The sequence below is a fragment of the Luteibacter sp. Sphag1AF genome, from assembly GCF_014192715.1.
Taxonomy (GTDB): domain Bacteria; phylum Pseudomonadota; class Gammaproteobacteria; order Xanthomonadales; family Rhodanobacteraceae; genus Luteibacter.
On sequence record NZ_JACHYH010000015.1, the window covers coordinates 1 to 23,139 of the forward strand.

General features: G+C 58.9%; 23 protein-coding genes and 3 pseudogenes. 17 read left to right on the forward strand and 9 right to left on the reverse strand.

Features of this window, described 5'->3' with window-relative positions:
• Positions 1 to 473: 473 nt before the first annotated feature.
• The gene (locus FHW69_RS18680; protein ID WP_183424623.1) at positions 474 to 911 is read right to left on the reverse strand and encodes a hypothetical protein; all 438 of its coding nucleotides are present in this window, start codon (positions 909 to 911) and stop codon (positions 474 to 476) included.
• Between the two features lie 1,096 nt (positions 912 to 2,007).
• Between FHW69_RS18680 and FHW69_RS18685 the strand changes: the two genes are divergently transcribed.
• The 9 genes from FHW69_RS18685 to FHW69_RS18725 are packed head-to-tail and all read left to right on the forward strand — an operon-like array spanning position 2,008 to position 9,193.
• A complete protein-coding gene (locus tag FHW69_RS18685; protein ID WP_183424624.1) occupies positions 2,008 to 2,841 on the forward strand; it encodes a hypothetical protein in 834 nt (277 codons plus the stop codon).
• Between the two features lies 1 nt (position 2,842).
• The gene (locus tag FHW69_RS18690; RefSeq protein ID WP_183424625.1) at positions 2,843 to 3,700 is read left to right on the forward strand and encodes a DUF692 domain-containing protein; all 858 of its coding nucleotides are present in this window, start codon (positions 2,843 to 2,845) and stop codon (positions 3,698 to 3,700) included.
• 8 nt (positions 3,701 to 3,708) lie between these two features.
• Complete coding sequence (locus tag FHW69_RS18695; protein WP_183424626.1) at positions 3,709 to 4,548, forward strand: hypothetical protein; 840 nt, start codon at positions 3,709 to 3,711, stop codon at positions 4,546 to 4,548.
• Positions 4,545 to 5,714, forward strand: a complete 1,170-nt coding sequence (locus FHW69_RS18700) for a hypothetical protein (RefSeq protein WP_183424627.1) — start codon at positions 4,545 to 4,547, stop codon at positions 5,712 to 5,714. Before FHW69_RS18695 ends, FHW69_RS18700 begins: the two co-directional genes overlap by 4 nt.
• Positions 5,715 to 5,725: 11 nt before the next feature.
• Positions 5,726 to 6,391: an ABC transporter ATP-binding protein gene (locus tag FHW69_RS18705; RefSeq protein WP_183424628.1), complete on the forward strand. Its 666-nt coding sequence runs from the start codon at positions 5,726 to 5,728 to the stop codon at positions 6,389 to 6,391.
• Complete coding sequence (locus FHW69_RS18710) at positions 6,378 to 7,637, forward strand: MFS transporter (RefSeq protein WP_183424629.1); 1,260 nt, start codon at positions 6,378 to 6,380, stop codon at positions 7,635 to 7,637. Before FHW69_RS18705 ends, FHW69_RS18710 begins: the two co-directional genes overlap by 14 nt.
• Positions 7,634 to 8,431 (forward strand): phytanoyl-CoA dioxygenase family protein, encoded by a 798-nt coding sequence (locus FHW69_RS18715; protein WP_183424630.1) that lies wholly within the window; start codon positions 7,634 to 7,636, stop codon positions 8,429 to 8,431. Before FHW69_RS18710 ends, FHW69_RS18715 begins: the two co-directional genes overlap by 4 nt.
• A complete protein-coding gene (locus FHW69_RS18720; protein WP_183424631.1) occupies positions 8,428 to 8,868 on the forward strand; it encodes a nucleotidyltransferase substrate binding protein in 441 nt (146 codons plus the stop codon). The genes FHW69_RS18715 and FHW69_RS18720 overlap by 4 nt, the downstream gene beginning before the upstream one ends.
• Before the next feature lie 34 nt (positions 8,869 to 8,902).
• Positions 8,903 to 9,193, forward strand: a complete 291-nt coding sequence (locus FHW69_RS18725) for a nucleotidyltransferase domain-containing protein (RefSeq protein ID WP_255494905.1) — start codon at positions 8,903 to 8,905, stop codon at positions 9,191 to 9,193.
• Here the strand turns inward: FHW69_RS18725 and FHW69_RS18730 are convergent.
• Both FHW69_RS18730 and FHW69_RS18735 read right to left on the reverse strand, forming a co-directional pair.
• A complete protein-coding gene (locus tag FHW69_RS18730; protein WP_183424633.1) occupies positions 9,190 to 10,437 on the reverse strand; it encodes a DUF455 family protein in 1,248 nt (415 codons plus the stop codon). The two genes, FHW69_RS18725 and FHW69_RS18730, sit on opposite strands and share 4 nt — an antisense overlap.
• 50 nt (positions 10,438 to 10,487) lie before the next feature.
• A pseudogene (locus tag FHW69_RS18735) lies at positions 10,488 to 10,720 on the reverse strand (IS3 family transposase); the annotation flags it as partial.
• A 114-nt stretch (positions 10,721 to 10,834) separates the two neighbouring features.
• Here FHW69_RS18735 and FHW69_RS18740 point away from each other — a divergent pair.
• Positions 10,835 to 11,014: a hypothetical protein gene (locus FHW69_RS18740; protein ID WP_183424645.1), complete on the forward strand. Its 180-nt coding sequence runs from the start codon at positions 10,835 to 10,837 to the stop codon at positions 11,012 to 11,014.
• Between the two features lie 480 nt (positions 11,015 to 11,494).
• Complete coding sequence (locus tag FHW69_RS18745) at positions 11,495 to 11,938, forward strand: hypothetical protein (RefSeq protein ID WP_255494904.1); 444 nt, start codon at positions 11,495 to 11,497, stop codon at positions 11,936 to 11,938.
• 20 nt (positions 11,939 to 11,958) lie between these two features.
• Here FHW69_RS18745 and FHW69_RS18750 read toward each other — a convergent pair whose 3' ends face one another.
• Positions 11,959 to 12,891 (reverse strand): hypothetical protein, encoded by a 933-nt coding sequence (locus FHW69_RS18750; RefSeq protein WP_183424634.1) that lies wholly within the window; start codon positions 12,889 to 12,891, stop codon positions 11,959 to 11,961.
• Positions 12,892 to 13,296: 405 nt separating this feature from the next.
• On the opposite strand from FHW69_RS18750, the gene FHW69_RS18755 reads away from it, so the two are divergent.
• Positions 13,297 to 13,533, forward strand: a complete 237-nt coding sequence (locus tag FHW69_RS18755) for a hypothetical protein (protein WP_183424635.1) — start codon at positions 13,297 to 13,299, stop codon at positions 13,531 to 13,533.
• 6 nt (positions 13,534 to 13,539) lie between these two features.
• Here FHW69_RS18755 and FHW69_RS18760 read toward each other — a convergent pair whose 3' ends face one another.
• Genes FHW69_RS18760 through FHW69_RS18770 form a run of 3 tightly spaced genes read right to left on the reverse strand, consistent with a single transcriptional unit; the run spans position 13,540 to position 15,844 of the window.
• Complete coding sequence (locus FHW69_RS18760; RefSeq protein WP_183424636.1) at positions 13,540 to 14,133, reverse strand: XVIPCD domain-containing protein; 594 nt, start codon at positions 14,131 to 14,133, stop codon at positions 13,540 to 13,542.
• A complete protein-coding gene (locus FHW69_RS18765; protein WP_183424637.1) occupies positions 14,130 to 15,335 on the reverse strand; it encodes a hypothetical protein in 1,206 nt (401 codons plus the stop codon). The genes FHW69_RS18760 and FHW69_RS18765 overlap by 4 nt, the downstream gene beginning before the upstream one ends.
• Before the next feature lie 17 nt (positions 15,336 to 15,352).
• Positions 15,353 to 15,844, reverse strand: a complete 492-nt coding sequence (locus FHW69_RS18770; protein WP_183424638.1) for a hypothetical protein — start codon at positions 15,842 to 15,844, stop codon at positions 15,353 to 15,355.
• 672 nt (positions 15,845 to 16,516) lie between these two features.
• Here FHW69_RS18770 and FHW69_RS18775 point away from each other — a divergent pair.
• Positions 16,517 to 16,966 carry a hypothetical protein gene (locus FHW69_RS18775; protein ID WP_183424639.1) on the forward strand — a complete coding sequence of 150 codons (450 nt, stop codon included), beginning with the start codon at positions 16,517 to 16,519 and terminating at the stop codon, positions 16,964 to 16,966.
• A gap of 96 nt (positions 16,967 to 17,062) precedes the next feature.
• Here the strand turns inward: FHW69_RS18775 and FHW69_RS18780 are convergent, their stop codons facing one another.
• Positions 17,063 to 18,556, reverse strand: a complete 1,494-nt coding sequence (locus tag FHW69_RS18780; protein WP_221195635.1) for an AAA family ATPase — start codon at positions 18,554 to 18,556, stop codon at positions 17,063 to 17,065.
• 665 nt (positions 18,557 to 19,221) lie between these two features.
• Between FHW69_RS18780 and FHW69_RS18785 the strand changes: the two genes are divergently transcribed.
• Positions 19,222 to 19,641: a hypothetical protein gene (locus tag FHW69_RS18785; protein ID WP_183424641.1), complete on the forward strand. Its 420-nt coding sequence runs from the start codon at positions 19,222 to 19,224 to the stop codon at positions 19,639 to 19,641.
• Positions 19,642 to 19,741: 100 nt separating this feature from the next.
• Positions 19,742 to 19,902 (forward strand): annotated as a pseudogene (locus FHW69_RS18790) (IS5/IS1182 family transposase); the annotation flags it as partial.
• A gap of 760 nt (positions 19,903 to 20,662) precedes the next feature.
• Here FHW69_RS18790 and FHW69_RS18795 read toward each other — a convergent pair.
• Positions 20,663 to 21,166 (reverse strand): hypothetical protein, encoded by a 504-nt coding sequence (locus FHW69_RS18795; protein WP_183424642.1) that lies wholly within the window; start codon positions 21,164 to 21,166, stop codon positions 20,663 to 20,665.
• Between the two features lie 807 nt (positions 21,167 to 21,973).
• Between FHW69_RS18795 and FHW69_RS18800 the strand changes: the two genes are divergently transcribed.
• Positions 21,974 to 22,315 carry a hypothetical protein gene (locus FHW69_RS18800; protein WP_183424643.1) on the forward strand — a complete coding sequence of 114 codons (342 nt, stop codon included), beginning with the start codon at positions 21,974 to 21,976 and terminating at the stop codon, positions 22,313 to 22,315.
• Between the two features lie 620 nt (positions 22,316 to 22,935).
• Positions 22,936 to 23,046 (forward strand): annotated as a pseudogene (locus FHW69_RS18805) (transposase); the annotation flags it as partial.
• Between the last annotated feature and the right edge of the window lie 93 nt (positions 23,047 to 23,139).

The window sequence follows — 23,139 nt, forward strand, 5'->3', positions numbered from 1 at the left end:
GGTGAATTTGCTTTTGCGCATCGTAGGTCTCCTTGGGGATATTTTGCCCGGGGACCTCGGTTTATGTCTGGAGTAAGTTTACGGGGAGGCGACATTCACCTTAGAGGATACGGGTGACGTGCGTGAAAATGAGGAGGGAGTGGCAGGTCACGTGAATGGGGTGATTCTCACCATGGTTAGCCTAGACTTTGACTAAGGGGAGGGGAAATGGAAATTGTAGAGCTGATAGTTAAAACTGTTTTGACATTGGCAGTTTTTTGGATCGCGCTGAACGTTCGCGTCTACTCATTGATCAATCGAAGTAAGAACAAGCAGTGGAAGAGGGCGTATGGTGGTTTTGTTTTTGCATTCGCCATCGCCATAGGTGACGTGGCTTCGGTTGGTCGATGTTTACTATAACGACGCAATGATTGACAACGCCGGACAAGGGAGGGCAGTAACTGACTGACCCTCCCCCTAGTTTTGCCTGTGGTTTACCAGAGGTTTCGGCTCTTCGAGTTGAGCTTGATCCTGGGAACTTCTGCCTGCTTAAAGCACCAGCGCGCCATCACCATGATGACGATTGCGACTGCGAATGCAGCAGCATACTTCCAGGGAGCTGCGTTGCCAAAGAAGATGAGGCTGACGACCATCAGGAACATTAAGAAGTAGTACAGCGTCAAGATGTAGAAGATGGCGGTGAACATGACCTCCGTTACCGTTTCGGCAAACGGATATCTCTTGGGCAGTGTCAGTTCTTGAAGAATCCACCGGGGCAAGGCCTGGAAAGTGTTGCGGAACGCTTCTACGAGGTTCTTGGGTACGAAGGTCTTGATGAGCTCAGCCAATTTCCTGAGTGCGGCCAGGAGGCCAATGATGGCCAGAGTGAGCAAGGTTGCATGCTTGTAAAAGTCGGGCTCGAACAGATTCATGGGATATGCCTCATAGGTGCTAGTTAGCAGGGCAATTCGCCTGCGAGACCTATTCTGGGCACCAAACTGAGGCAACAGGCGCCGAAACACCCTCTTTATAAGCATGGGTTTCCAGAGCAGGAGATGTAAGAGCCTGTATGCGCGATGACACGCTGGAGCGCATCGTTCATGAGCGCAAGACACCGTTAGGGCTGACCGGCATCGCCGGCACACTGATGCTGTTGGATGCGACACTCCAGCTGAACCATGCTCCCGCCGTAGCGAACGCCACGAGAGACTTGCTGGGGACCCGAACGGTCGTCGACGCTCTTGAGCGCCTCGATAGCTCCGTCTCCCGAGGACAAGCAATGCGTGTCACGGCATCTCCGCAGTGGATCTTGCTCCTTGGTATCGCCCGCTCTGCACAGTCGTCGGGTCATGTGCGAATCCAGCAAGTCTGCAGTCGAATACTCTCTAGCGAGCTGCTTGCCGACGCGATAGACGACCGCCTCTTTCGGCTCCTGATGTGGATTGCACCGGGGAGTAACGTCTCAGGGCAATGTGTTCGCGCGGAGTGCAGCGAGCTGCTTGCGGCTCTGCTCCACGCAAATCCAGCGAGTCAATACGGACTCGGTGCGCTGCTTGGAATCTTGCAGCGAAGCGGCGAGCATATCGCTACTGATGACTCAATTCGGCGAGACGCTGCAGCATGCTACGTGAGGCGCATCGACGACGTTTTGAGGGCAGCACGAATACGAACGGCCGGAGGTGCGGCGCTTTGTGACATGGCTCGCGGAATGTCTGGTTTCGCGTTGCGTATGGCCAATCTTCATGGTAGACAATCGATGCCCGCAACCGTTCTTTTCTGACGGTGGGGCGATAGCGGAGCCGGAACCGCGTAGGTAATCGCAACGCCAAGTGGAACTGGCAATCTTTAATGAATGGAGCTTAGACATGGAAATCCAGAGCAGCGAATCCGTCTTCAACTTCGAAGTCATCGAAGAAGCCACCGCCCCGGTGGATTGCCTTTGTAATACGGTCACCTGCCCATAATTCAGGTGGGCGACCTACGCGCAATGCGTAGGTCGCTTCAAGAATAGATAGGGAATTTATCCGCATGGCAGCGAAGCGACCCGTAGGACATTCAGCGCAAGAGGCGCTGGCTAAGCTTGTCGTCAATCCTCCCATCGCGCTTCGCGTCCTGCGAGATGGCTGTCCGGAATCGGTAGGCCTCTTTATGGCAGAAGCAGATCGTCAGGAGCTTGTTGCTTTCCTTGACCAGCACGGACCTGCCTTCCGAATGTCCGTCCTTCTGCTAAGAAAGCGTCGAATGGACAACGTCCTGGAGACTCTGAGCACAGTTTCCCAAATGTTCTCCGACTACGAACTTGCGTGCTACTGGGACGATTACCTCGATACCCTCGACTTGCACGTGGCCACTCCAAAAAATCCACTTCTCGAGTCGGTCTATTTTGCTCGTCATGTCCTCACGACCCTTCCAGCGAATGACGTTCACTCGTCAATCGTGGCGTATGACTTGGCCAGAAACGAGGTGATCGCGGCCGTGGCTGCCGACGAGGCAATTCATCCAGTTCCGACGAACGCTGTGAGTCCGTCGGACTGGGCCCCCTATGTGCACCCAGCGATGCGCTCGGCGAACTTTATGCACAACGTGAGCGCAATGGTGCGGATGGTCACCAGGGGTGCTGGGCGCAACGAAGTACTGCAGGCGCATGGCAAAAAAGCCGAGACTATTGTTTTCTTCAAGAACTGGAGGAAAGGTGGTGTCGGATCTATGTGCGCGACGACTCCGGTTGTAGGCGCCATGAGTCGCATGGACGGTCGCAAGAGCGCGCAACACCTTGAAAGTCAATCGCCTGGTGTTGCCAGGCTAATCGACATGCTGGCGGATACCGGTGCGGTGATTCGCGTGACAGCTGGGAAGTCTTAACATGGCTAAGGGTCACACTCACGTTGGCGTCAATTACAAGGCTCAGCTGCGCGATGCGCTCCTCGCGCACGCGGATCGCATAGACATTCTTGAGGTGACGACGGAGAAACTCTTCATTCAAGACGACGATCCGATCTTGCGCGACTTGATGCGCAAACTTCCCGTTTCACTGCACGGTCTCGATATGTCACTTGGATCGAGTAGCCAGCTGGATGACAGCTATTTGCGGAAGTTGCAGCATGCCCTCGTGACAAACGATCACCTGTGGTTTAGTGACCATCTCTCGCTGACCAAGGAGGGCGGTACCGAGGTGGGGCATCTGATGCCCATGCGCCTTGGCGAAGCCAGTCTCGGTTCGGCCGTAGAGAAGGTCAAAGTTGTTCAGGCTTTTTCTCGGCAACCGTTCCTTGTGGAGAACATCACATACTACTACCCGATGCCGGGCTCAGACCTTCCAGAAGCTGAGTTTCTAACACGTCTCGTCCAGCAGACCGACTGTGGGCTGCTCCTTGACGTAAACAACCTCTACATCAACGCCGTGAATCACGCATTCGACCCCGATGCATATCTGGATGCGATCCCACTTGATCATGTTGTTGAGATCCACCTCGCCGGCGGGTCTCACAAGTTCGGCATGCTGATCGATACGCACGCCACCGACGTCTGGCCAGCTGTCTGGGGCCTTTTCGAGAAAGTGTGTGCGCGCACGCGGCCTCGTGCAGTTATTGTTGAGCGTGATTCCAACTTTGGCGCGTTTGAGCACATGCTTATGGAGCTAGACATCGCGCGCGAGATTCTCGCCCGCCACGGCTTGTACGCGCCGCGGCCCGTGTCCGTCGCCATGACAACTGCGGCTTAGAGGTTCCTGTGTACTATCTCTTCGGTCGTGATTCGGTGGTCGACATCCTGCGCGCTCGATGCGGTGGCCGGAGCACGCAGGACCTCAGCGATCCGTCGATGTGGCAGGCCTACAACCGGTTCTTGGCGGGACGGTCGATCATTGAGTCACCAGTCGATTGGTACGGTCCTCGAATGGTCGATTTCCCCGCGTTGGAGACCTACGCCCCCTCATTTTGCATGGCCAAACGACATCACTTTGCTATCAATTCGGAACTGTTATCTCGGCGCCTTATATCAGGCTACTTCGAGTCCGCATTGAAAGGCCTTGAGCGCAAGGAACCGTACATAGCTGCGATCGTACGATTCTGCGTCAGACTAATAGTGATCAACCAGTTGGATGAGTACACCAACGGAACTACAGAGGACACCATCGGCGTCGCAAACTTCAACTTTAAGGATCAATTCGACGAGATCGACTTCCAGGAACTGCTGTTCCATCAGTTAGTGCACATGCTTCTCTTTATCGACGACTCAATGCACCCGCACATGCCGGACTCGCAGCGTCAGATTTCGCTTGACGTAGGTCTTCCGTTCGTCTTGGGAGGCACAACTTTCCCTGCCTATCTCGCGTTTCATAGCTATATCGTAGCGGTGGAAATGCTTGCGTATCGGGCACGGACGGACCAGTGGGAGGTTGTGCCGAAGTACCATCGGTCGACGGGGCGGGTTCTCCGTATTATTGGTGCGTTTAGATCTGCTATCGAATCCGAGGCCAGTCGATTCACGTCACGTGGTCGAGAGATACTTATCCGGGCCCGCGATCTCGTAGACGACTGCCTCACGATGCAGCCTTGCGGTGCCGCATGACATCGCTGGCTGCAGTCTCAATTGCGCGGTACAGGGTAGACATTCGTGAGCGGATGCTGCGACACAAACAGGCCCTGGCAGCTGTCATCCTGTTATTAGTCCCAAGTTTGCCCGCACTCAAGGCTCTTGTGATTGGCCCGCTTGCTGCGGTCTTCCTCGCGCCGGGTACCGCGACATCCGTCTTAGCGGCTTCTGGCTTTATAGGTATCACAGTGGCGTGGGTGCACTTGCAGCGAGATGCAGTCTTCGATGGTGTCGCGGAGCCACTGATCATGACCTTGCCATTCACCCGTGCTCAGGTACTGCTGAGTGATCTCGCGGTGATTGGCTTGGCATCCAGTCCATGGTTGTTTCTGCTGGTTTTGTCCTGCGCGGTATCGGCGCCAGACGTGAATGCGTTGCGAGCGGTTAGCATGTGCGCTGACCTCTTGTGCGCAGCACTGGTAGCGCAACTAGGTTGGGTCCGTGGGCGTTACGGCTGGACTCTCGCCTCTGGCTGCGTAGCGATCCTGTCGGCATGGGCGGGCACGACGGCGGCGACGGTTGTTAGTACAGCGTCGTTGATCGCGTTGGGGGCGGTCCTGCCGCCACGCAGGCGAGATATGTTTGTGCTGAGGCGCTCATGGCGCATTGCGCCGTGGCGCATCAGGAACGACTGGCTCTCCCTGTATACACGAGAGCTGTCGCATGCGAGCCACGGGGGCTATCGGCGGTCGCTTCCATCTGTCGTCTTTTTTGCCGCACTGTCCGCCTGTTTCCTCCTGGTCGGTATGCCGTCCGCCGCCGGGAGGGTCGGTCTGGTTGTCGTCTACGTTGGTGTGGCCGCAATGTTTTCCGCTGGCGGATTCGCCACCTTGCTCAAAGGCGCTTACGAGCACGCTGTGTTCCTCGACGCGATTCCCACCTCCGTGCGCTGGCGCGAAGCCGCCATGATCGCAGCAGTCTATTGGGCCCAGTTTCTCCTGGCCGGCATCCTTGGGGTGCTGGCCGTGGTCGGGAACCCTGGCGCGTGGCCGGCTCTGTGCACGCCACCTGCGCTGGCAATTCTCGGCGGGATGCAGCTCCTCGTATTTCGGCGTTCGCCGCGCGACGCCGTCGCAGCAACCATTGCGACAAGCTGCCTATTCATCGGAATAGGGCTGTGGCTAGCGAGGGGCATGTCGTGACGACATCTGGCATGGCCGTCGAGCTTGAGCGAGTGGGCATCGTATTTCGCAACAAGACAGTCTTCGAGAATTTCACGCATCGATTTGAGGCCGGTTGCCACCTCATCGAAGGCGTTAACGGAGTCGGCAAGTCAACGCTACTGGGCGCCATCGCCGGGCACGTCAAGTACTCCGGGCGCATTGTCATCGGTGGCCATGACTTGACCGCCTCGCCGGTCAAAGCGCGCCAGTGCCTTGTATATCTGCCCGACAATCCTACGTTTTATCCTTTCCTCACCGGTCGAGAATTCGTCGAATTTGTCGTCAGGGCGCACGGACGTGCGTTGATCCTTGAGCAGAAAAATTTCGATTTCCTGGCGTGCCGACTCCGTGTCAAGGACCATCTGGACACCCGCTTCAAGGACGCATCGCTAGGCACCCGGCGTAAGTTCTTCCTGTTGGCGGCGTTTGTTTTGTCACCCGGCGTCTTGGTGCTTGATGAACCGTTCAACGGACTTGATGCCGCTACGGTGATCGAGGTGCTTGAAATGTTGAGTGATGCCGCCACGAGCGCCGTCGTCCTGGTGACATGCCACCAGCCTTTGATGGTCGGATCGGCCGTCACTATGCGATGGACGCTACAACGATCGCCCCACTCGGTCTTGTCGCCGTCCGGAGTGGCGCATGTTATCGCGTGATTTTACAATGTTTCGTACAGGCCAGTTCCTGGCCTCCCTAGGCGGCCGTTGCAGCTTCTTGAGTCTTTCGTGGTGGATCCTCGCCAGCACCGGTTCCAAGCAGCAGTTCGCCGAGCTGTCCCTCGTATTCTCAGTAGCTTCCTTCGTAAGCCTGCCCTTGCTAGCACCGTTGGCCGACCGGTGGGCGCGCAAGAATCTGGCGTTGTTGGCGGACGCCATCGTCCTTGCAGGTATAGGGCTACTTTTCATCGTGTGCCGGAACGGCGTGTATCGAGGACCCGAGACGGCTGCGGTCGTTGCGATCCTCGCCTGCGGCACGAGCTTGATGGCTGCAGTGTCCAGTTCGCTTCTGCCTACTCTGGTAAGGCGAGAGCAACTCGGTCCTGCGGTGGCGATTACAGGCGCGCTTCAGGCGCTGGTATTGCTCGTGGCGCCGCCGCTTGCTGGCTTGGCGAGCGACCAGCTCGGGCTCCAGCGGACCTTGCAAGTCACTGCAGCACTCTTGGTCGCCACCCTGTGGTGCACTTGGGGCATTCGCTCTGACACCCGACCAGACGAGCGCTCGGGGCAACAGGCCTGGACGAGAAGCCTGGTCGAAGGGGGGCACCTGGCTGTGGGCATCCGCCCGGAGTTCACCTGGAACTTGATCGGCGCCACGATCAACGGGTGCGTCGTGCCATTCAGTACCTTGGTGATTCCGGTGATCGTTGTGCATGATCGCGGTCTCGGACTGGCGGCGACAGGCTGGCTGCCAGCTGCGGTGGCCGGCGGCGTCCTTTCCGGTAACAGGCTGGCGACACCTTTGTCCGAACGTGTCGATGTGCGGAAGGCAACCGTCGCCAGCATCCTGGCGATCGCCGTCGGTGTCGTCACTTTTGCCGCCCCCTTCCATATGTGGGCTCTCGCAGTCGGCGCGTGGCTGTGTGGTTGCGGGATGGGCATACATAACGTGTATTGCGCAAGTTACCGGCTCGCCGCGACTCCCGCATCTTGCCGTGGACGCCTGTCGGCGTGGAGCAAATGGACGGCGCAAGCGGGCATGCCCGTTGGCCTAGGAATCTTTGGCGTCCTTGCACAGCACACGAGCGGCGCGGTGTGCTCGCTCGTCATCTCGGGCATCGTCGCCGCCACCGCTGTCGCCCTCGCGCTCTCTCGTAGCATTAGTGAACTCCTGCAAGGCAGGCCCTCGGATCGAGAAGACTTCTATCTCGTTCGATACCCACTCGCCTTTGGTATTTCGTCATGAATTCTTGCGACGTCTCTATCATCCCGTCCGTTGCGTCCAATTCGAGCGCTGCGATTTTTCATGAACGTGGATTTATTCATTCCACTCAGCTCTTCAGTCCCTCACAAACCGCATGCCTTGTGGCGACCGCGAATGAACTCGTAGACGTAGTGGAGTCAGCTGGTAAATGGATGAAGTATTTTGAGCGGGCACATGACGGCCGAAGGCTGCTTAATCGGGTCGAGTATTTCTTCGACTTCTGGCCAGACCTTCCGACTGCCTTGGAGCGGTCACAACTACCGAGCCTGCTGTTGGCCTTGTTCGGTGGCCCGTATCATCTGTTCAAGGAAAAACTGAACGTGAAGCTTGCGGGGGCTGGGGGATACGCTCCACACCAGGATGGACCGGCTTGGACAATGCTCAAACGTGAGTCCATCACCGTAATGATCGCCGTTGACGATGCCGATGAACACAACGGCGCTCTGCAGGTGGATGCGAACTTTTCCTGTGGAAGAAACTTCCTGGCTCACCGGCAAGGGCAACTCCTGGATCAGGACTCAATTGCCTGGGCGACCATTCCGTTGCGGGCGGGCGATGTCATCGCCTTCAGCTCGTTTCTTCCGCACCGGTCCTTCGGCAACGGATCATCCCGAAGCCGCCGTGCCTATTTCATCACGTACAACGCTGCCGCTGACGGCAATTGCCGCGATGCCTATTTCGACTTCAAGCGACGCGCATTCCCTCCAGAGATCGAACGTCTTGGCGCCGAGGACATCGGGCAATGGCGCACACGTCTCTCCAGGGACCTTCTATGAGCATGATAGAGGGGGAGGGCGATGTGATTCGCTGGGAACAACGTCTGAGGAAGTTCGACGAAGTCATGGACTGGACTACAAATCTGCGCGCGCAGCGCACTGCGCCAGCCTCCGACTTAGAGCGCCAGGGCTGGATCCAGGTATTCGAACGTTGCCATGACCTTGCATGGCTGTGCCTGCGTGATTACCTCGTTTGGCAGGGGTCCCCCGATCATCACGGCCCCCGCGATGTAATCCGCGAAGCGGTGGCGCGTGGCATCCTGCACGACGGAGAAGCGTGGATGGACCTCAATGCAAGTCGGGCCGTGGCTCTCAAATCGCACTTGGCGTCTGTGGCGGAACTCCTTGAGCTTAAGATCCTTCGCGACTACCTTCCACTTTTTTTGCGACTTCGGGCCGATCTACACACCAGAGCTCTGGACAATGAATGTCACTGATCCTGCTGGTCTCAGCTGGGCTCAGTCGGCTCGAATGCGCGCCGTTTTGTACGGTTGGTCATCCATCGAAGAAGTAACTCTCTACGGTTCCCGTAGTCGCGGAACTCAGCGTCCCGGATCGGATATCGACTTGTGTGTTCTTTCCGCCACTATGGATGTCATCGCTCTCGCACGCCTTTCCGAAGAGCTGGACGAGCTCGATCTTCCATGGAAAATCGATCTAACACTACGGAGGACACGTGCATTGCGTACAGTTCCTGACCCGAGGTTCAGTCTAGCGCACCAAGTGGCTTCTACCGGCGTGGTTTTTTTTCGGCGTGCCTAGTCTATTTCGGTCGCCTTGCTTCCCGAGCCCACCATCATCGTAATGAATTCTTCCGGAAAGTCCGCCATCTGCCGTAGCCATGGCACTACAGCGCCTCTTGGACTCAGTGGCATACCGAGCTTTGCGACCGCGACACGCACCACGTCCATGTAATCTCGGCCACTCTCCGCGCAGAGGTACTTAAGCCACTTGTTTCCGTAGGCGGCATGTCGCATTTCATCGGCGTTGACGTAGTCGAGCATCTCGGCCAGATCCATCGCGCCCGCTCGGCTTAAAGCCTGGGAAAATGGAATATTGGCTTCAAGGGCATTGCCTTCCTGAAATATCTGCTCGATGGCCAGCCGTTCCGCGAGGTCCACGCCTAACATGTACCGACGCCACACCTTGTCGTTGTACGAATAGCGGCCAAACTCGCCCCCAATCGTGTGCAGATGTTCTTGCATCATAGCGGCGTGTCGAGTCTCGTCCCATATCTGGCGAGCCATGTCGACTTTGAATGCAAGGGGCATGGCTCGGAAGTCGACGACGTTCCGAGCACACACTTCCACGGCGTTAATCTCAATGTTTATACCGACTTCGTGCAGCCATCGCTCAAGATGCTCTCCACGCTCAAGCAGCGTTTGAAGAGTTGTATGGCGGAACACACTCTCGTCTTTGAATTCCCAGGCGGCCGGCCGCCCAGGCTGATCAGGCAGGGTTGGGACGCTCTCAAGTCCTGTGTAGGCAAGCGCCCCTGCAAGAGCTGGCGAGATGAAAGTACGGGCGATAACCGTCGAGCTAGCGCTGTGAAAATCGCCGAGCAGCGCTTCAATGCGCATCGCGGACTCCGTCAGCAGTCTTACGGTAGGAGCATCGCCCACCTTGTGTGTTTCGCCGACGAATGCGTGCATGTGAATTGCGACGCCAGACAGCGTAGCCGACAAGAAAACGCGGCGATCCTCAGTCGAGTGGCTACCCATACCCGACTCCAACGCCGCCTCGTACGCCGGTGAAGCGAGCAGGCGCGGGCCGTCGATCAGCAATGCGTCTAGCCGGGTGTCCACCCGTTCAATAAGCTCGCCGAGCCCCCCAATGAGGTTCCCCAAGGCCAGTTTGAATGGCACGTCATCGGTCAGGACAGTCCACGCGCACGCATACTCGAGCGTGCGCAGCATCGCATAAGTGTAGCCACAAAGATCGGCGCGGCGGGAAAGAAAAATTGGCGTGCTAGCCAGTGCTGGCTGCGAGGCATTCTCGATATCCATTTCTCACTCGCAATGTGGAAGGGGTGGACCGCCCAGCGTTTTGTAGACACTCAGGAGCTGGTTTGTGTGTAACGCCGTTCGAACTCTACCGGTGATAGGCCGGCAGTGAAACCATGTCAACGCACCGGGTTGTAAAACATCTCGATATATCGAATACGTCCGACGAGGCGGCACGATCCGGATAGATCCGGCGCTTGATTCGCTCCTTCTTCAACAGGCTGAAGAAACGCTCCGCGACGGCATTGTCATGGTAGTTTCCACGTCGACTCATGCTGGCCACCATTGCGTCAAGGTCTGAACACCCCGCTGGTGCTGGCAGCGTGCTCCATAGTGCTGCGGGCTGTATTCTGGGAACGTCCGCCTCCGACCCAGAGCGGACATTGGAACGGAGGGGGGGATGGATCTGATTGCGCTGCGAACTGCTGTTGAAGACGAGATTGCGAACTACGTCTGCGAGATTCATCCCCAAGCGATTGGGCAACCGCTTCCTCAAGAGTGGGTGGTGGCCCAATTGGCTTCGATGCGAGCTGCGCTGGTTCAGCCCATCTGGGAATCCAGGATTCGTATGAGCAGGTGATGGGCACCGCAGAGTGCGAGATTCGGCCGTGCGTCCTGGTTGCCGATGACCAAGAGGGTTACCAGCTCTATTTCGATCCCGCACAGGGGAGCTTCGTGTTGGCCTACTCGGCCAATCCGCCAGTTACCTTTAATGTCCGGGGTGATGCTGTCGGGTGCTTCATGGCACGCTAAACGAACCGTCCACTTCGACCCAGAGTAAACATCATTGAACGCGATAGCTGTAGGGGGAATGCCCCGGCTTCCGCTGAAGTGGCGAAGCGGTAACGCTGCATCCGCGAAAAGCTCTGATGTTCCTTGCCGACTCAGGTCTCTGCACGTGGCGACGCGACAGCAACGAAGCGCGCATCAGAACCATGAGCAAATTCGGCAAGTCCACCATTTCGGCGTTCGATGAGTGAACTGCGATGTGAACGCGAATGCGATGATCGCGGGGCGCGCGAGATATCGCGGGCATACCTCTATAGACAAGGACTCTCTCATGATAAGCATGCCGCGATTGGTGTCATTCCTGGCTCTTTCCCTTGCGGCCGGTAGCGCGTTCTCTGCCGCTGCTCCGCCCTCAACGGGGCTGGGCCAGGCATGGCCCAACGCAACTGACGTCAGCGTCAGCCCGCGCTATCACGTGTACGTATTTGAACGCCACGGCATTCGCTACGTGCAGGTCAACGATCTCAATGGCACGGTGCGCGCCGCCTTCGGGACGGCTGCCGGTGATGTTTTCGCGCTACCCATCGGCATGGATGCTGATCGACTCGTGACTCTGTCTGAGCCGGTCGCTGCTGCAACGGCGGCGACCGGAGAGACGGTTTATCGCGACGAAAACACCAGCGTTAACGCAACCCCGCTGTCTGATGGGGGAATCCGGATGCTGGTGGTCGGAACCTGTGACAACCCCGCTCAATGCTCCATACAAGGGCATTAATAGGCGTCGCGGATAAGCCCTCACCGCTCCTGCACGGCAGGGGTAGTGAGGGCCTTGCTATCTCGTGACACCCTGGCGCCCAGCCAGAGCGAGACGGAGAGCGTCAACGCCAGGAGCACTTCGACCTGAATGGTTTCCGGATCCAGCAGCCCCTTCGCTGTAACCGCCAATGCGATGCTCGCGGCCATGCCACCCAGAGCGGTGCCATGCCAGCCGTGCCGCAGAGTCAGTCCCATGACGGGCCATAGCAGGGCGATCCGGGCTACCCATCGAACGTTGTCATGGTCGGTTATCAACGCAAGCGAAACCAGTCCTGCCAGTGCCGGCACAACCCACCACAGCGTGTCCCGTAGCAGCTGGCTCTTCCAGAAAATGGGGAAGAGCGGGGTCGAATCCTTGACAGTCCGGAGCCGCTCCCGAAGCGCGACAATCATGGGGCTCAACGTTAGCGCTCCAAGATAGGCGCCAAGGAAGTAAGCGAAGAAATAATCCGCAGGAACAATCTCGGGCCACTTCCCTGGTGTGTGCTGCAGTGCAAGCACCAGGCGAACTGTCGTAGAAAATGCCGTTATGAGAGACGTGCCCAGTGTTGCCCACAAGATCACATTCATACGAATGCGACCGTTCGTGTCATGGCTGGACCAGCGTTGCCGCATCGGCTTCAGCAGGATCATCCAGAGAACGGACATGGGCACAGCCTGGGCCGCCGCCCAGGGAATGCCAAACTTCGGAGCACACAAGATGGCGTTCTCCAGCAGCGGAACGCTTTCACCCAGAACCACGGCTGGCCAATAGCGCATGGGCAGCAAGAGAAGACACGCGAGGCGCAATCCCGACGTGAGCAACCATTGCGGAAAAGACACGTAGAGCGTCAGTTCGTAGCAGGCTGCGTATGCAGATGCGATTGCGAGAGTCTGGCCCCATGACGCACGTTCCCTGTTCGCTTCCTGCATGTACTCGCTCCCCAGCGATTCCCTTGCACGGTCGGTTCGGATGTCAGCAGCCCAGGCTGCTGCTCAAAGCTGCCCGCCATGATGTCGGGAGTACCTGGCGCGGGAAACATTCATGGCGTTCGATTTTGCAATACTTGCCGAATACGCATGGCGAAAGTCTGCCCGTAGATCATAAGCCTGACGCAAATCCTCCCGGGCCGTATCGGGTCTGCGTTTGTCGTCGAGTGGGTGTGGTGGTCAGGTCGCTGGCGGCAGCGACATATGATTGCTTCGCGAGCACTGCATGGTTTCGGTAAATATCGCAGGCCTGCTTGCGAATGCAGGGATTTTCCAATCCGCCGTCTTTGATAAAGCATCTTTAACGAGGCGGCGCGGCACCTCGAGGCTACGGCTGAGGCCAACCAAGTGCAGGCCCAGGACAGCCTGATGGGAGCGGTGCAGTCGCTGCATCAGGACCAACCCCAGTATGGTCTGGTCCTGCTGAGCGCGGCCGAGCCCGCACATGTGCTGGCGCTCACTGCTGTGCTGCCGGCCATGCCCGCATCGCCCGTTGACTCCGAAGTGACCGTGACGCTGCGCACGCCCGACGGCGTGCTGGCGCTCAAGCCGGACGCACCGCGCATGGCGCGCCCTTCGATGTGACGGCTGCTACATCCCGGGGCCGCCGTGGCTCATCACTGGACCTTGCGCCTGCGGCTGGGTTTGGCTGACCTGTTGGCTTTGCGCTTGCTGTTGCTGTTGCTGTTGAGTTCGCTCGAACTGCTGCATGGCCTGCGGCCACTGGGCTCCGCTCTGGTGCATCGGGGTCATGGCTTCTGCCGTGGGCACGCTGGTGCGCAGGTCAAACAGATGGTCCGTTCGCCCAGGCGGGGTCTGCACGCCCCAGACCCGCTGTCCATCTGTGGATAGTGCCATCTGGTCGATGCGTTGCAGCCCATCGGCCCGGGCCTGCACGGCGGCGGCCGACGCCAACTGGTCGGTGTGCGCATCGGGGGTGCGGCCCAGGCTGTGGTCGATGGCGGTGATGTGTCCTCGTGCTTGCTGAAACAGGGCATGGTCCGGATGCCCCGGGTCGTCCAATCGCTGCGGCGCCACCGGCACATACTGGTATTGGTTCGGGCCGTCTGCGGTGTGGTCGAATCGATGCGGCGTGGCCGGCTGGGTGCTGCTGTCCAAATACGGGAGGGATTGTTTGGAGGGGGCCAGATTCAATCCGGATCGCTCCATCATCGATTCGCTCAAACCCGCATGGCCATGTTGAGCTGCACTTGGGGCTTGACTCCGTGCGGATGTGCGGCGGCCTGTTCCTCGATGCTGATGACCTGAAGCGCCCAGCCTGCACTGCGGTTGGCGTAATCGCTGACTCCGCCATGCCCCAGCGCCATGGCCTGCCGGGTGTCACCCGGCTGCGGATGCACCGGGCGGTCAAAATAGTTGTAGCCCATGGCGGCGACATTGGCCGCGGTGGCAGGCATGCTGAGGTCGGGGTTGAGCGTCATGTTCGAGCGCGGCTGCAAGACGCCGTTTGGTCTGTCGACGAAATCGGCCACCCGCCCCCGTGCCAGCTTTTGCAGCGCGCTCAAGCTGACGCTGCCGGTGTCGTGGTCCACCCGGCTTCGCAGCGCATTCCATCCGGCGATTTCTGCCTTGGCTTCGTCCTCGCGGTTGGTCTGGATGTGCTGTTCGACCAGTGCGGTGTAATCGTGGACGGGGCCGGGCGTGGCCGCTATGGCGCGCACCCCGTTTACGAAGGTGGCGTCTCGCTGGGCCGCCGCCTGGGCGTTGAATCCGTGCTGCACTTCGTGGCCCACCACAAAGGTGAGGTCGTGGACGTTGTAGCGCCGGGTCGAGCCAGGCGTGGTGGTGGCTAAGGATTCGCTGACCAAATTCATGGTGTGCGTCGGGGCGCTGAAGCTCCCGCCCACGCCTTCGCCCGGTGCCGTGAAGCCGAAGTGCTCCAGGATGCGATGTTGAGGGTGTTGAGGGTCCGGCGTGGTCGCCGCCCGCTTGAGTTCGCTGGCAAGCGCGGGCGAGCCGTTCATCGAGTCTTGCAGGTTTGACAACATGTCCGGGGTCACCGGATGGGTGGCGCCGCTGCTGTCCGCGAACGATTTGCCCGAGAACTCCACCACCATGGCCTGCACGCGCAGCGCGGCGTGCAAGTCCGATGAGGCCGGGGCACCAGGGGGCGGGAACGCGGAGGCGGGCAGCGTTACGATGCCCGGGCCCGGTGCGTAGTCACCCACCGGGCGGTCGGGAGCGCCAGCGGCCGACAGGCCAAACCCTTGGAGCGTGCCCGCGTTCGCTGCGGTATCCAGCGACGCCGTCAAGGCAGGGTCGGACGCTAAGGCCGCGCGCAGCTGCGCCACCTCATGCGGTGAGACGCCGGGTTGTTGGGCAAACTGGGCAACGGCCGCCTCAAGGGCGGGGTGGGGCGTAGCCATGGTGCTCTCCTTGTCGTTCAGCGGCCGTCCGTGGTTTGCAAGCTGATGATGCAAGCATCGCCGTTCGGCGCGGACACCAAGTCGCGGGCGGTGACGGTCAGTACGAGGTCACCCTTCAGGAAATCGGTCCAGCCGCTGCCGCCCGTTTCGAACGAGGTCACGCGTTCGACAAACCCATGGGCCGCGAGCTGCTGGCGCAGTGCATCCAGGTTGAGGGCGCAAATCGGCGTCGGGTCAGCCCCTGGCGTCGGGTTGTAGAACCAAAACTCAAACCCGCGTTTCATGGTCCGGTTGCCCGGCGTGACCGCGACGCCATAGTTCCAGCCGCTGCCCAGGTCGCCACTGCGATAGATGGACCGTTCGCTGTCCGCATTGAGCGTGACGCCAAACTGCTGGCCAACCACATCGACCGTTAGGGCCTCGCTGGACGGCACGGTGGTCAGGAAGGTCATCAGCTGCTGCGCAACGCGCGCAGCAGCCGGCGAATGCGACGAAGCGGCGGAGGTCATGGGGTGTCCTTGAGCAGGGGCGTGTGGAGTGGGTGCGCTGGGCGTGGGGTGCGAGGCGGCGCATGCGCAGCTCACTGAAGCGGTTAGCAACACGATAAAGCGGGCCAGGGAACGCAGACTCATCGGGGCGGCATCCTTGATTCCGTGAGGCATCGCACAGGCGATGGGACATGGGCCGATGATAGCTGCCGAGGAAACGCTCCGCACGGAGACCCATGCACATTTTCGGTGCGCGACAGCTGGGCCCCCGCCGAGTCACCGGAGCAACCCGGTGGCTCGGCAGCGACCTCGATATGGAAGCCGAACCGCTTGTGATTCAGGAATGCTAGGGACGGAACGTGACGGAAGTGAATGACTCAGCCGAATCGATAGTGGCAACGCTCGGCGAATATGCCGAGTTTTACGACGGGCTTAGCCTTGGCGTGATGTCGTTCGTGCCTATCGGGACCCTGTCGGTGTTGAGCTTAGACACTTATCTGATGGGGTCCATGGCGTCGACCCTCCGTGGCATGGCTGCGCTGGTGACACTGGGCAACATCAACGATGCCTACGCATTGGCACGTAAGCTCTACGACGCTGCGCTCATTGGCACCTACATCAACGTCTATCTCCAACGGAATGCGCAGCCTGGAGAGCCGCTAGTCGCGTCGCATCGACGGGTGGATTACCGGGGTGAAAGCGCTTCCCAGAACAGGGGGAATCGCAAAGTATGTGGACGCCGCCCCGGAGCTAAGCGCGGTTCGCCCTTGCTTAGGTGCGCTTGACTATGCCGGCGTGCGCGAACGGTGCAACGACCAGACCCACCATAACTTCCTCGACCACCTTCTTTTGAACGACGGGAAGGTCTATCTCAAGAACCGCGCCGAATGGATTGCGCAACTGGGGTCCGATACGCTCGACATCGTCATTCTGCACCTGGCGTATTCCTTCTGCCTGAGCGGCCATCACATGATGTCGTCCGATTACATGGATGCGTTGGAAGTGGGGATGACCCCGGAACACGGCTCGGAAGACTGGGTAGCCCCCTATGTCCAAGCGTTCCTCGCCGAGAGGGTCGTGCCAAGGTGCCCTGGGCTCATCGAGGCGTTGCGGAAAGAGACCGGCATGGAACTCGAAGGTTAGACCCGTTGCCTGCGCGAACCTTCATCTTGCACCAGTCTGCTCCAGTCAAAGGAGCAACCGATAGCAGGGAACTCGCCTCTGCGAGGCAGAAGGTAGCTAGGCTAGAACCGTTCCCATCAGTTGCATGACGTCGGCCTTATTTGCATCAAAATAGTGCTCACAGAATGTCTGGAATATGCCCCGACGGACACTGTCTTCCGACATGTTCGGATTCAACTGCATGATGTGATCCATCAAAGCCTGAAACGATGTTTTGCACGCATTGCGTAAATTTGATCCTTGCAGCCCGTGGTCAATGTTTGTGACATTCGGAAGGAGATGAATCCGATTATCCTGAAACTTACCTTGCAAGCGGCGAAGCGCTTCATCCCGGTGCGCGGTTAAAAAGTGAATGACCAGTCCTTGTTCTGGGGCCCAAGGCAGGTAATTGAGTGCATTGCCATGGGCTTGAAACTCTGCCAACCGGTCGTGGGCACCCGAGGCTTGCCATCCGGCGACCGTTTCATCTTTAACATCACCGTCCAGGACCGCTTTGACGCGCGTTGACTCCGGGAGAATCGATCGCCCGTGGCTCATGAATCGGACAACGCTCATGAAAGGACCAATGGGTGCAACTTTCACGGTCGGTGCCAAGCGGCCGTCGTGCCCGAAACGCTCCGACTTGAACATGGACGCGAACGCTTCGACCACTTCAACGGCGTTGACATCCTCGACGTAGATGACGACGTCCGGCGCGCGCTCCTCCCCAAGAGCAATGGCACCCAAAGCATAGGTTGGGAAGCAGCCCGGGATGGTGCTAACAGCCCCATCTGTATTCTCAAGATACAGGAGCCGATTTCGAGGGACGGACTTGATGAGGCTGACCGAGTGCGTCGAGAAAATGACAGTGAGGCGCTTTTCCTCGGCGATGCGTTTGAGATACCGGACCAGATTGATTTGCACCCGGGGATGCAGTGCAAGCTCCAATTCGTCAACGAGAAGTAGCGATTCCACCGGGATGCGCTGGAGGGACCGAATCATTTTCAGCACGCACAGTTCGCCCAGGCTGAAATTCTTTTCTGAAAAGTAGGTGGCGCGCGCTGTCTGGAGGAGGAAAGCGGCGTTGCCAACGCCTTGCGATAAATTGATGGTCTTCAAGTCGTCGAATCGTTGGGTCTCGAAGATCTCATTCGCGGCGGCACGGACACCTTCGTGAGCCGGTCGGACCCTCCGTGGTTCGAAGTCCTCAGGTCGCGGGGTAATACGGTCAGCGGTAGCGCCCACATACAACACATCCTTGAAGCCGAAGCGGTCAAGCAGCCGATTATTCGCGCGAGGGCGGGGCACCCAGCGCTCACCGCCATAGGCGTAAGTGACAGAGGCGGTGCCAAGCTCATAAGTGATGCGTGCATTAGCGAAGTTATCGAGTCGCTCGCTCTTACTGGACGACGGGAAATGCACAGCGAACGCCTGGGGGTATGCGATGCGGCGGAGGCAGGCTAGGAGCGTGGTTTTGCCTGCTCCGTTCGAGCCGGCGAGTAGATGCACTCCCCGACCAGGCATCTCGAACCGGAGCGTCCGGATATGCTTCAGTCCTTCAATCTGAATCACTCTTGGCACGATTCCCCCTAGTCCATGGCGGCATCGCGGATGCCGAGCATGTCCAAGAGTCTCACGACCAGTGCGCACCTTGTCAAAGAGACTCACTAAGCGGCGACCGAAGCGTAGTGACCATGTCGCTTGTGCACCCCATCTACCGATTGGTAAGAGGTCAACCGATTACATGTAATTGGCAACCCAGGAATTCGCTAAGCGAATTCGGCAGTTTTCGAACGTGCATTTGTCATCGGCATTTGGGCCCCATCGCCGGCTGGTGTCCGTCGCCGTGAGGGCAAGAAGTTCGCGCGAGTCGCCGTAGCCGCGATGAGTATCCGGAAAAGTGGTTTAGCGTATACGGGGAAAAATTCTGACTGCCTGCCCGGAGTTATTGGCTTTTTCCTAGTAACTCATTTAGCCCCCCCCCCATACTGTTCCGTATACGGTTGAAGTCCGTTTTTTGGAAGGCAAAAAGAAGGGCAAAGGTGTGGTTATGGGCTCACCGTTGCACAGGGTTGGCCGCGTCAACGAAATCGAATGGACAGCCAACCAGTTGGGACAGCCAAAGCATTGTGCCGGAAGGACTGATCAAGGATCCCGACAATCCCGGTACGATCATCGAATTCCAGCCCTGAGGCGCGAGTATGAGAAGCCGATTAGCATTTGCAGTAGTGGCACTTATGGCAACCAGCCAGGCCATCGCGACTCAGGCAGTTTCAGGTGAGCCTGTAAATCTCAACCAAAGCCTGTTCCTGACCCCGAAACAACGAACGGCCTTAGCCGTTGAAGCGATGCGTGGTTCGGGTGAGTCTGCCTGGAAGATTTCGTTGTTTTTTGGGTTTATCGCGCTGAGTCCTGTGGAGCAACATCGTTGGGCAGTGATTGCGGCGGAGAATGGCGACCCGCGAGCGCAGTATCAACTCTATCTGGACGTTGCCGATACCGATCCAGAACTGGACAAAATGCGCGGCGAGTTTTGGCTAAGGAGAGCTGCCGCAGCCGGAGAGGCGAATGCTCAAGATGACTTGAAGCAACTCGAGCAGGGACGACAGAAAGCTGAGAAAAGAAGTGCAGTTGATTCCACGCGCGGCATCAAATGATGCTGCCATTGATAAAGGTGCCACGATTGTGCTCCCGACCAGGGAGGCGCTGATTTTGCCCCGCGGTCGAAACGAAGCTCCCACCGACAGAGTGTAGAAGATGCCCGACCAACTGACTTTAGCCGCTCAGGCAGACCGTCGTTTCTAAGCGCATCGCAAGCCGACGCCGGGGGACGTGTTCCTGGCGAGATGGACAAGGTGGTCCCGTGGTCGGAGGTGTGCGCGGTGATCGAACCGTTCTATCCCAAGACGCGTGCTGAAGGTGTAGTCGTGAATGTGGCTGGGTGTGGCTGCCATTGCCCGCACATCGGCTACAAACGCCGTGCGCCCTTGGGCCGCGGTTTGCGCATTGAAGCCGTGTTGGACCTCGTGCCCAATGACAAAGGTCAAATCGTGCGGATTGTATTTGCCCACGCTGTTGGACCCGACGGTCATCAGCGACTCGCTGACCAAATTCATCGCGTGCCCAGGCGCATTGAAGCTCCCCCCAACACCCGCGCCGGGAGCGATGAAGGCGAAGGACTCCAAGATGCGGTGCTGCGGTTGCAACGGGTCAGTCGTTGTCGCCGCGCGTTTGATTTCCTCAGCCAGAGCGGGCGAACGGTTGAGCGTGTCCTGCAAGTTATTGAGCATGTCCGGGCTTACCGGGTGCATGGCACCGGCGGCATACGGATACGACTTGCCGGCAAAGTCCACGACCATGGCCTGCACCCGCAGCACTGAGTGCAGGTTCGGGCTCGAGCCCGAATTTGGGAAGGCCGAAGCGGGCAGGGTCATCGTCCGGGTCGAGGGGTCGTATTCACCCACGGGCCGGTCGGACGAGCCGGGGGCGGCCGGGACGAAGCCGTGCAATGCGCCGCTGCTGGCTTGCGCATCCAACTGCTGGGTTAAACCAGGGTCAGAAGATAGAGCTGCGCTCAGTGAAGCCACCTGGGCCGGGGGCACCGCGGGCTGCTGCGCGAAGTGCTGAACCGCGGCATCAAGGGCGGCATGGGGCGTGCCCATGGCGAATCCTTCGCGGTCAGCGACCGTCGGCGGTTTGCAGGGAGAGCACGCAGGCGATCCCGTTGATGTCGGTGCCATCGCGCGGCGTCAGCGTCAGCACCAAATCGTTCTTGGCAAACTCAATCGCCAAAATGCTGCCGATTTCCGAGGGGACCGGCCGCTCAACCCAGCCGTGGGCGGTCAGCGTCGCGCGCAGTCGGTCCAGGGGCAACGCACACACCGGAGTGGCGTCGGCGCTCCGGTCCGGGTGGTCAAACCAAAATCTAAAGCCATTTTTCATCGACGGCTTCGCGTCGGATTGTTGCACCCAGTAGGTCCAGCCGTGGCCGAGGTCTGAGCTGTGATAGACCGACCAGCCCGCGCCATTTTCTGCGTCGGGGCCAAGGGTCACCCCGAAGGCGTTTCCTACCTGCGCCGGCACAAGCATCTCGGAGCTGCTCACGGTCGACAGAAACGCAAGCAGGTGGTCCGCAGCAGCCCGTGCACCGGGCAACGCGTGGGCTTCGAGGGATGACACCATGGGTTGGTCCTTAACGGGGGAGAGGGGGGGCGGCTTCGTTACGGCCGCATGCGGCATCGCAGGGTGCGCTGGCATGGCGCACGCGACCAAGAGGGTGGCGCCAAGGCTGGCCAGCACGGCGGCGGGGCGCATCATCGGGTCGTCATCCGTGGCTCCTTGAGTCAACCGCAGGTTGCGGCCGAGGGTCATCTTAGTGAAGCGGCAGGGGGATCGCATGACCACCCGTGCACGTTTTCGGTGAAGGACAGAGCAGCCTTCGGCGGGTCATCGCCGAACAACCGGAGCCGCTCGGTTGCCCGCCGCCGACCTTGAGGTTGAAGCGCCGGAGCCAGGTCAGTTGTCGGCTTTGCGCTCGGTCGATTTCGACCGATAGCGCGTTAATGGCGCTGCCGCATCCTTGACCGATAGGATGACCTGCATGACCGAAGCAGTCGAGAGCGCGTAGCGTGGCGTGAGCGACCACGCTCAGCCCTTCGTCGCTGGCAAGCGAAAAAACTCGGTCGGCACGCAAGCGGGCTTCTGCGGCGTCGCCATCCAGCAAGGCGTGGCCCAGTACCACAGTGTCTTGGATGATGCTCGCGAGGCGGAGGATTGATGATTCGTTGAGGGGCAGGGCGCAGGCACTTCCGAAGAACGGCGTGGCTCCCTAATGGCAGACGTGCATTCTCATGGGCCAGCTCGAGACTAATTCCCCGAGGCCGAGTTGGAGCGTAAACCAAGCAAGCGATTTGCAATACTTGCCGAATACGCATGGCGACCGAGTCGGCAGCCGGACGACCCATCCACCATACGACAGGATTTGAATCAATGAGTGGTGAAATTGGCTTTTTTCTTGGCGCGGCGCCGGGCGTTGCCTATACGCTCTGGAACATGATTCGCGGGCAGCAGACGATGAACGAGGCAAAGAGGATTGCCAAAGCACACGGTGAGTTCCTGGATTTGCACGCTAGTCCGTCGCTCAGCTTCGATTACATCTACAGGCCAGGGAAGTTCATCCGCCCCAATGATAGCGACGGTATGCGTGAAGCGAAGGCACTGTTGCTGTCGACACGCAAGCAGCTTTTCAGACGCCATGCGCTGGGCGCCCTGTTCGTGGGCCTGGGGATCTTTGTAGGCGTTTTCCTCTCGGTAGGCTTGTCTGGCGCATAGAAAATAACGCCTCGGCTCGAACGGAAAGAAACATGTTGTAGGCATCAGGCCGTTTCGTTCTTCGGATATTGAGTGGTCTGCCTGGCTTACTGTCTGCTACCGGGTTTGATGAGGCGCGAGTTGGAAGGAAGCCTCCCGCTCAGTCTTCGTGGCAAGTTCTCGCGTGTACGACAACCCGGAATGTGGTGGACTGTTCGGGGCGGCACAGTTCACGCGTGGTGTAACGACGCTGCTGCCAAAAGCTGACTACGTTTGGTTCTACAGCCCCGAAAGCAGGGAGACGGTCTCAATTCCGTGGCAGGACGCTGAAACTGTGCTTCCGATGCTCTTGACCGAGTCTTCGTACTACCCCGAACTATTCCTGGTTAGTGACTTCCCGAATGAGGACCAGTTGGCAGCATTGAGGCAGTCCGCAGTAACGGGTCGGAAGGTGCCTTGCAACGAGGAAGCGCCGGCCTCCAATTAGGGAAACGCTGATTTTTCCCGCGGTCGAAACGAAGCTCCCACCGACAGAGTGTAGAAGATGCCCGACCAGCTGACGTTAGCCACCCAGGCAGACCGTGGTTTCGAAGCGGAAGCGTCCTGGTAGATAGAAGTAGAGTCCCCCCAAGTAGCTCTACATGAAGAAGTCGAAGTTCAGCGAAGAACAGATCGTGCGCATCCTCAAAGAGGTCGAGGCCGGTGCGAGGGTGGCCGAAACGTGCCGCAAGCACGGCATCAGCGAGCCGACCTGAAGCGTCCTCGTACTTTCGAGTCATCTGGAAATAGAGGTGGTTGATGATGCCATGGCATAGCGGATAGGCGACAGACCACCGAGAGAGCGA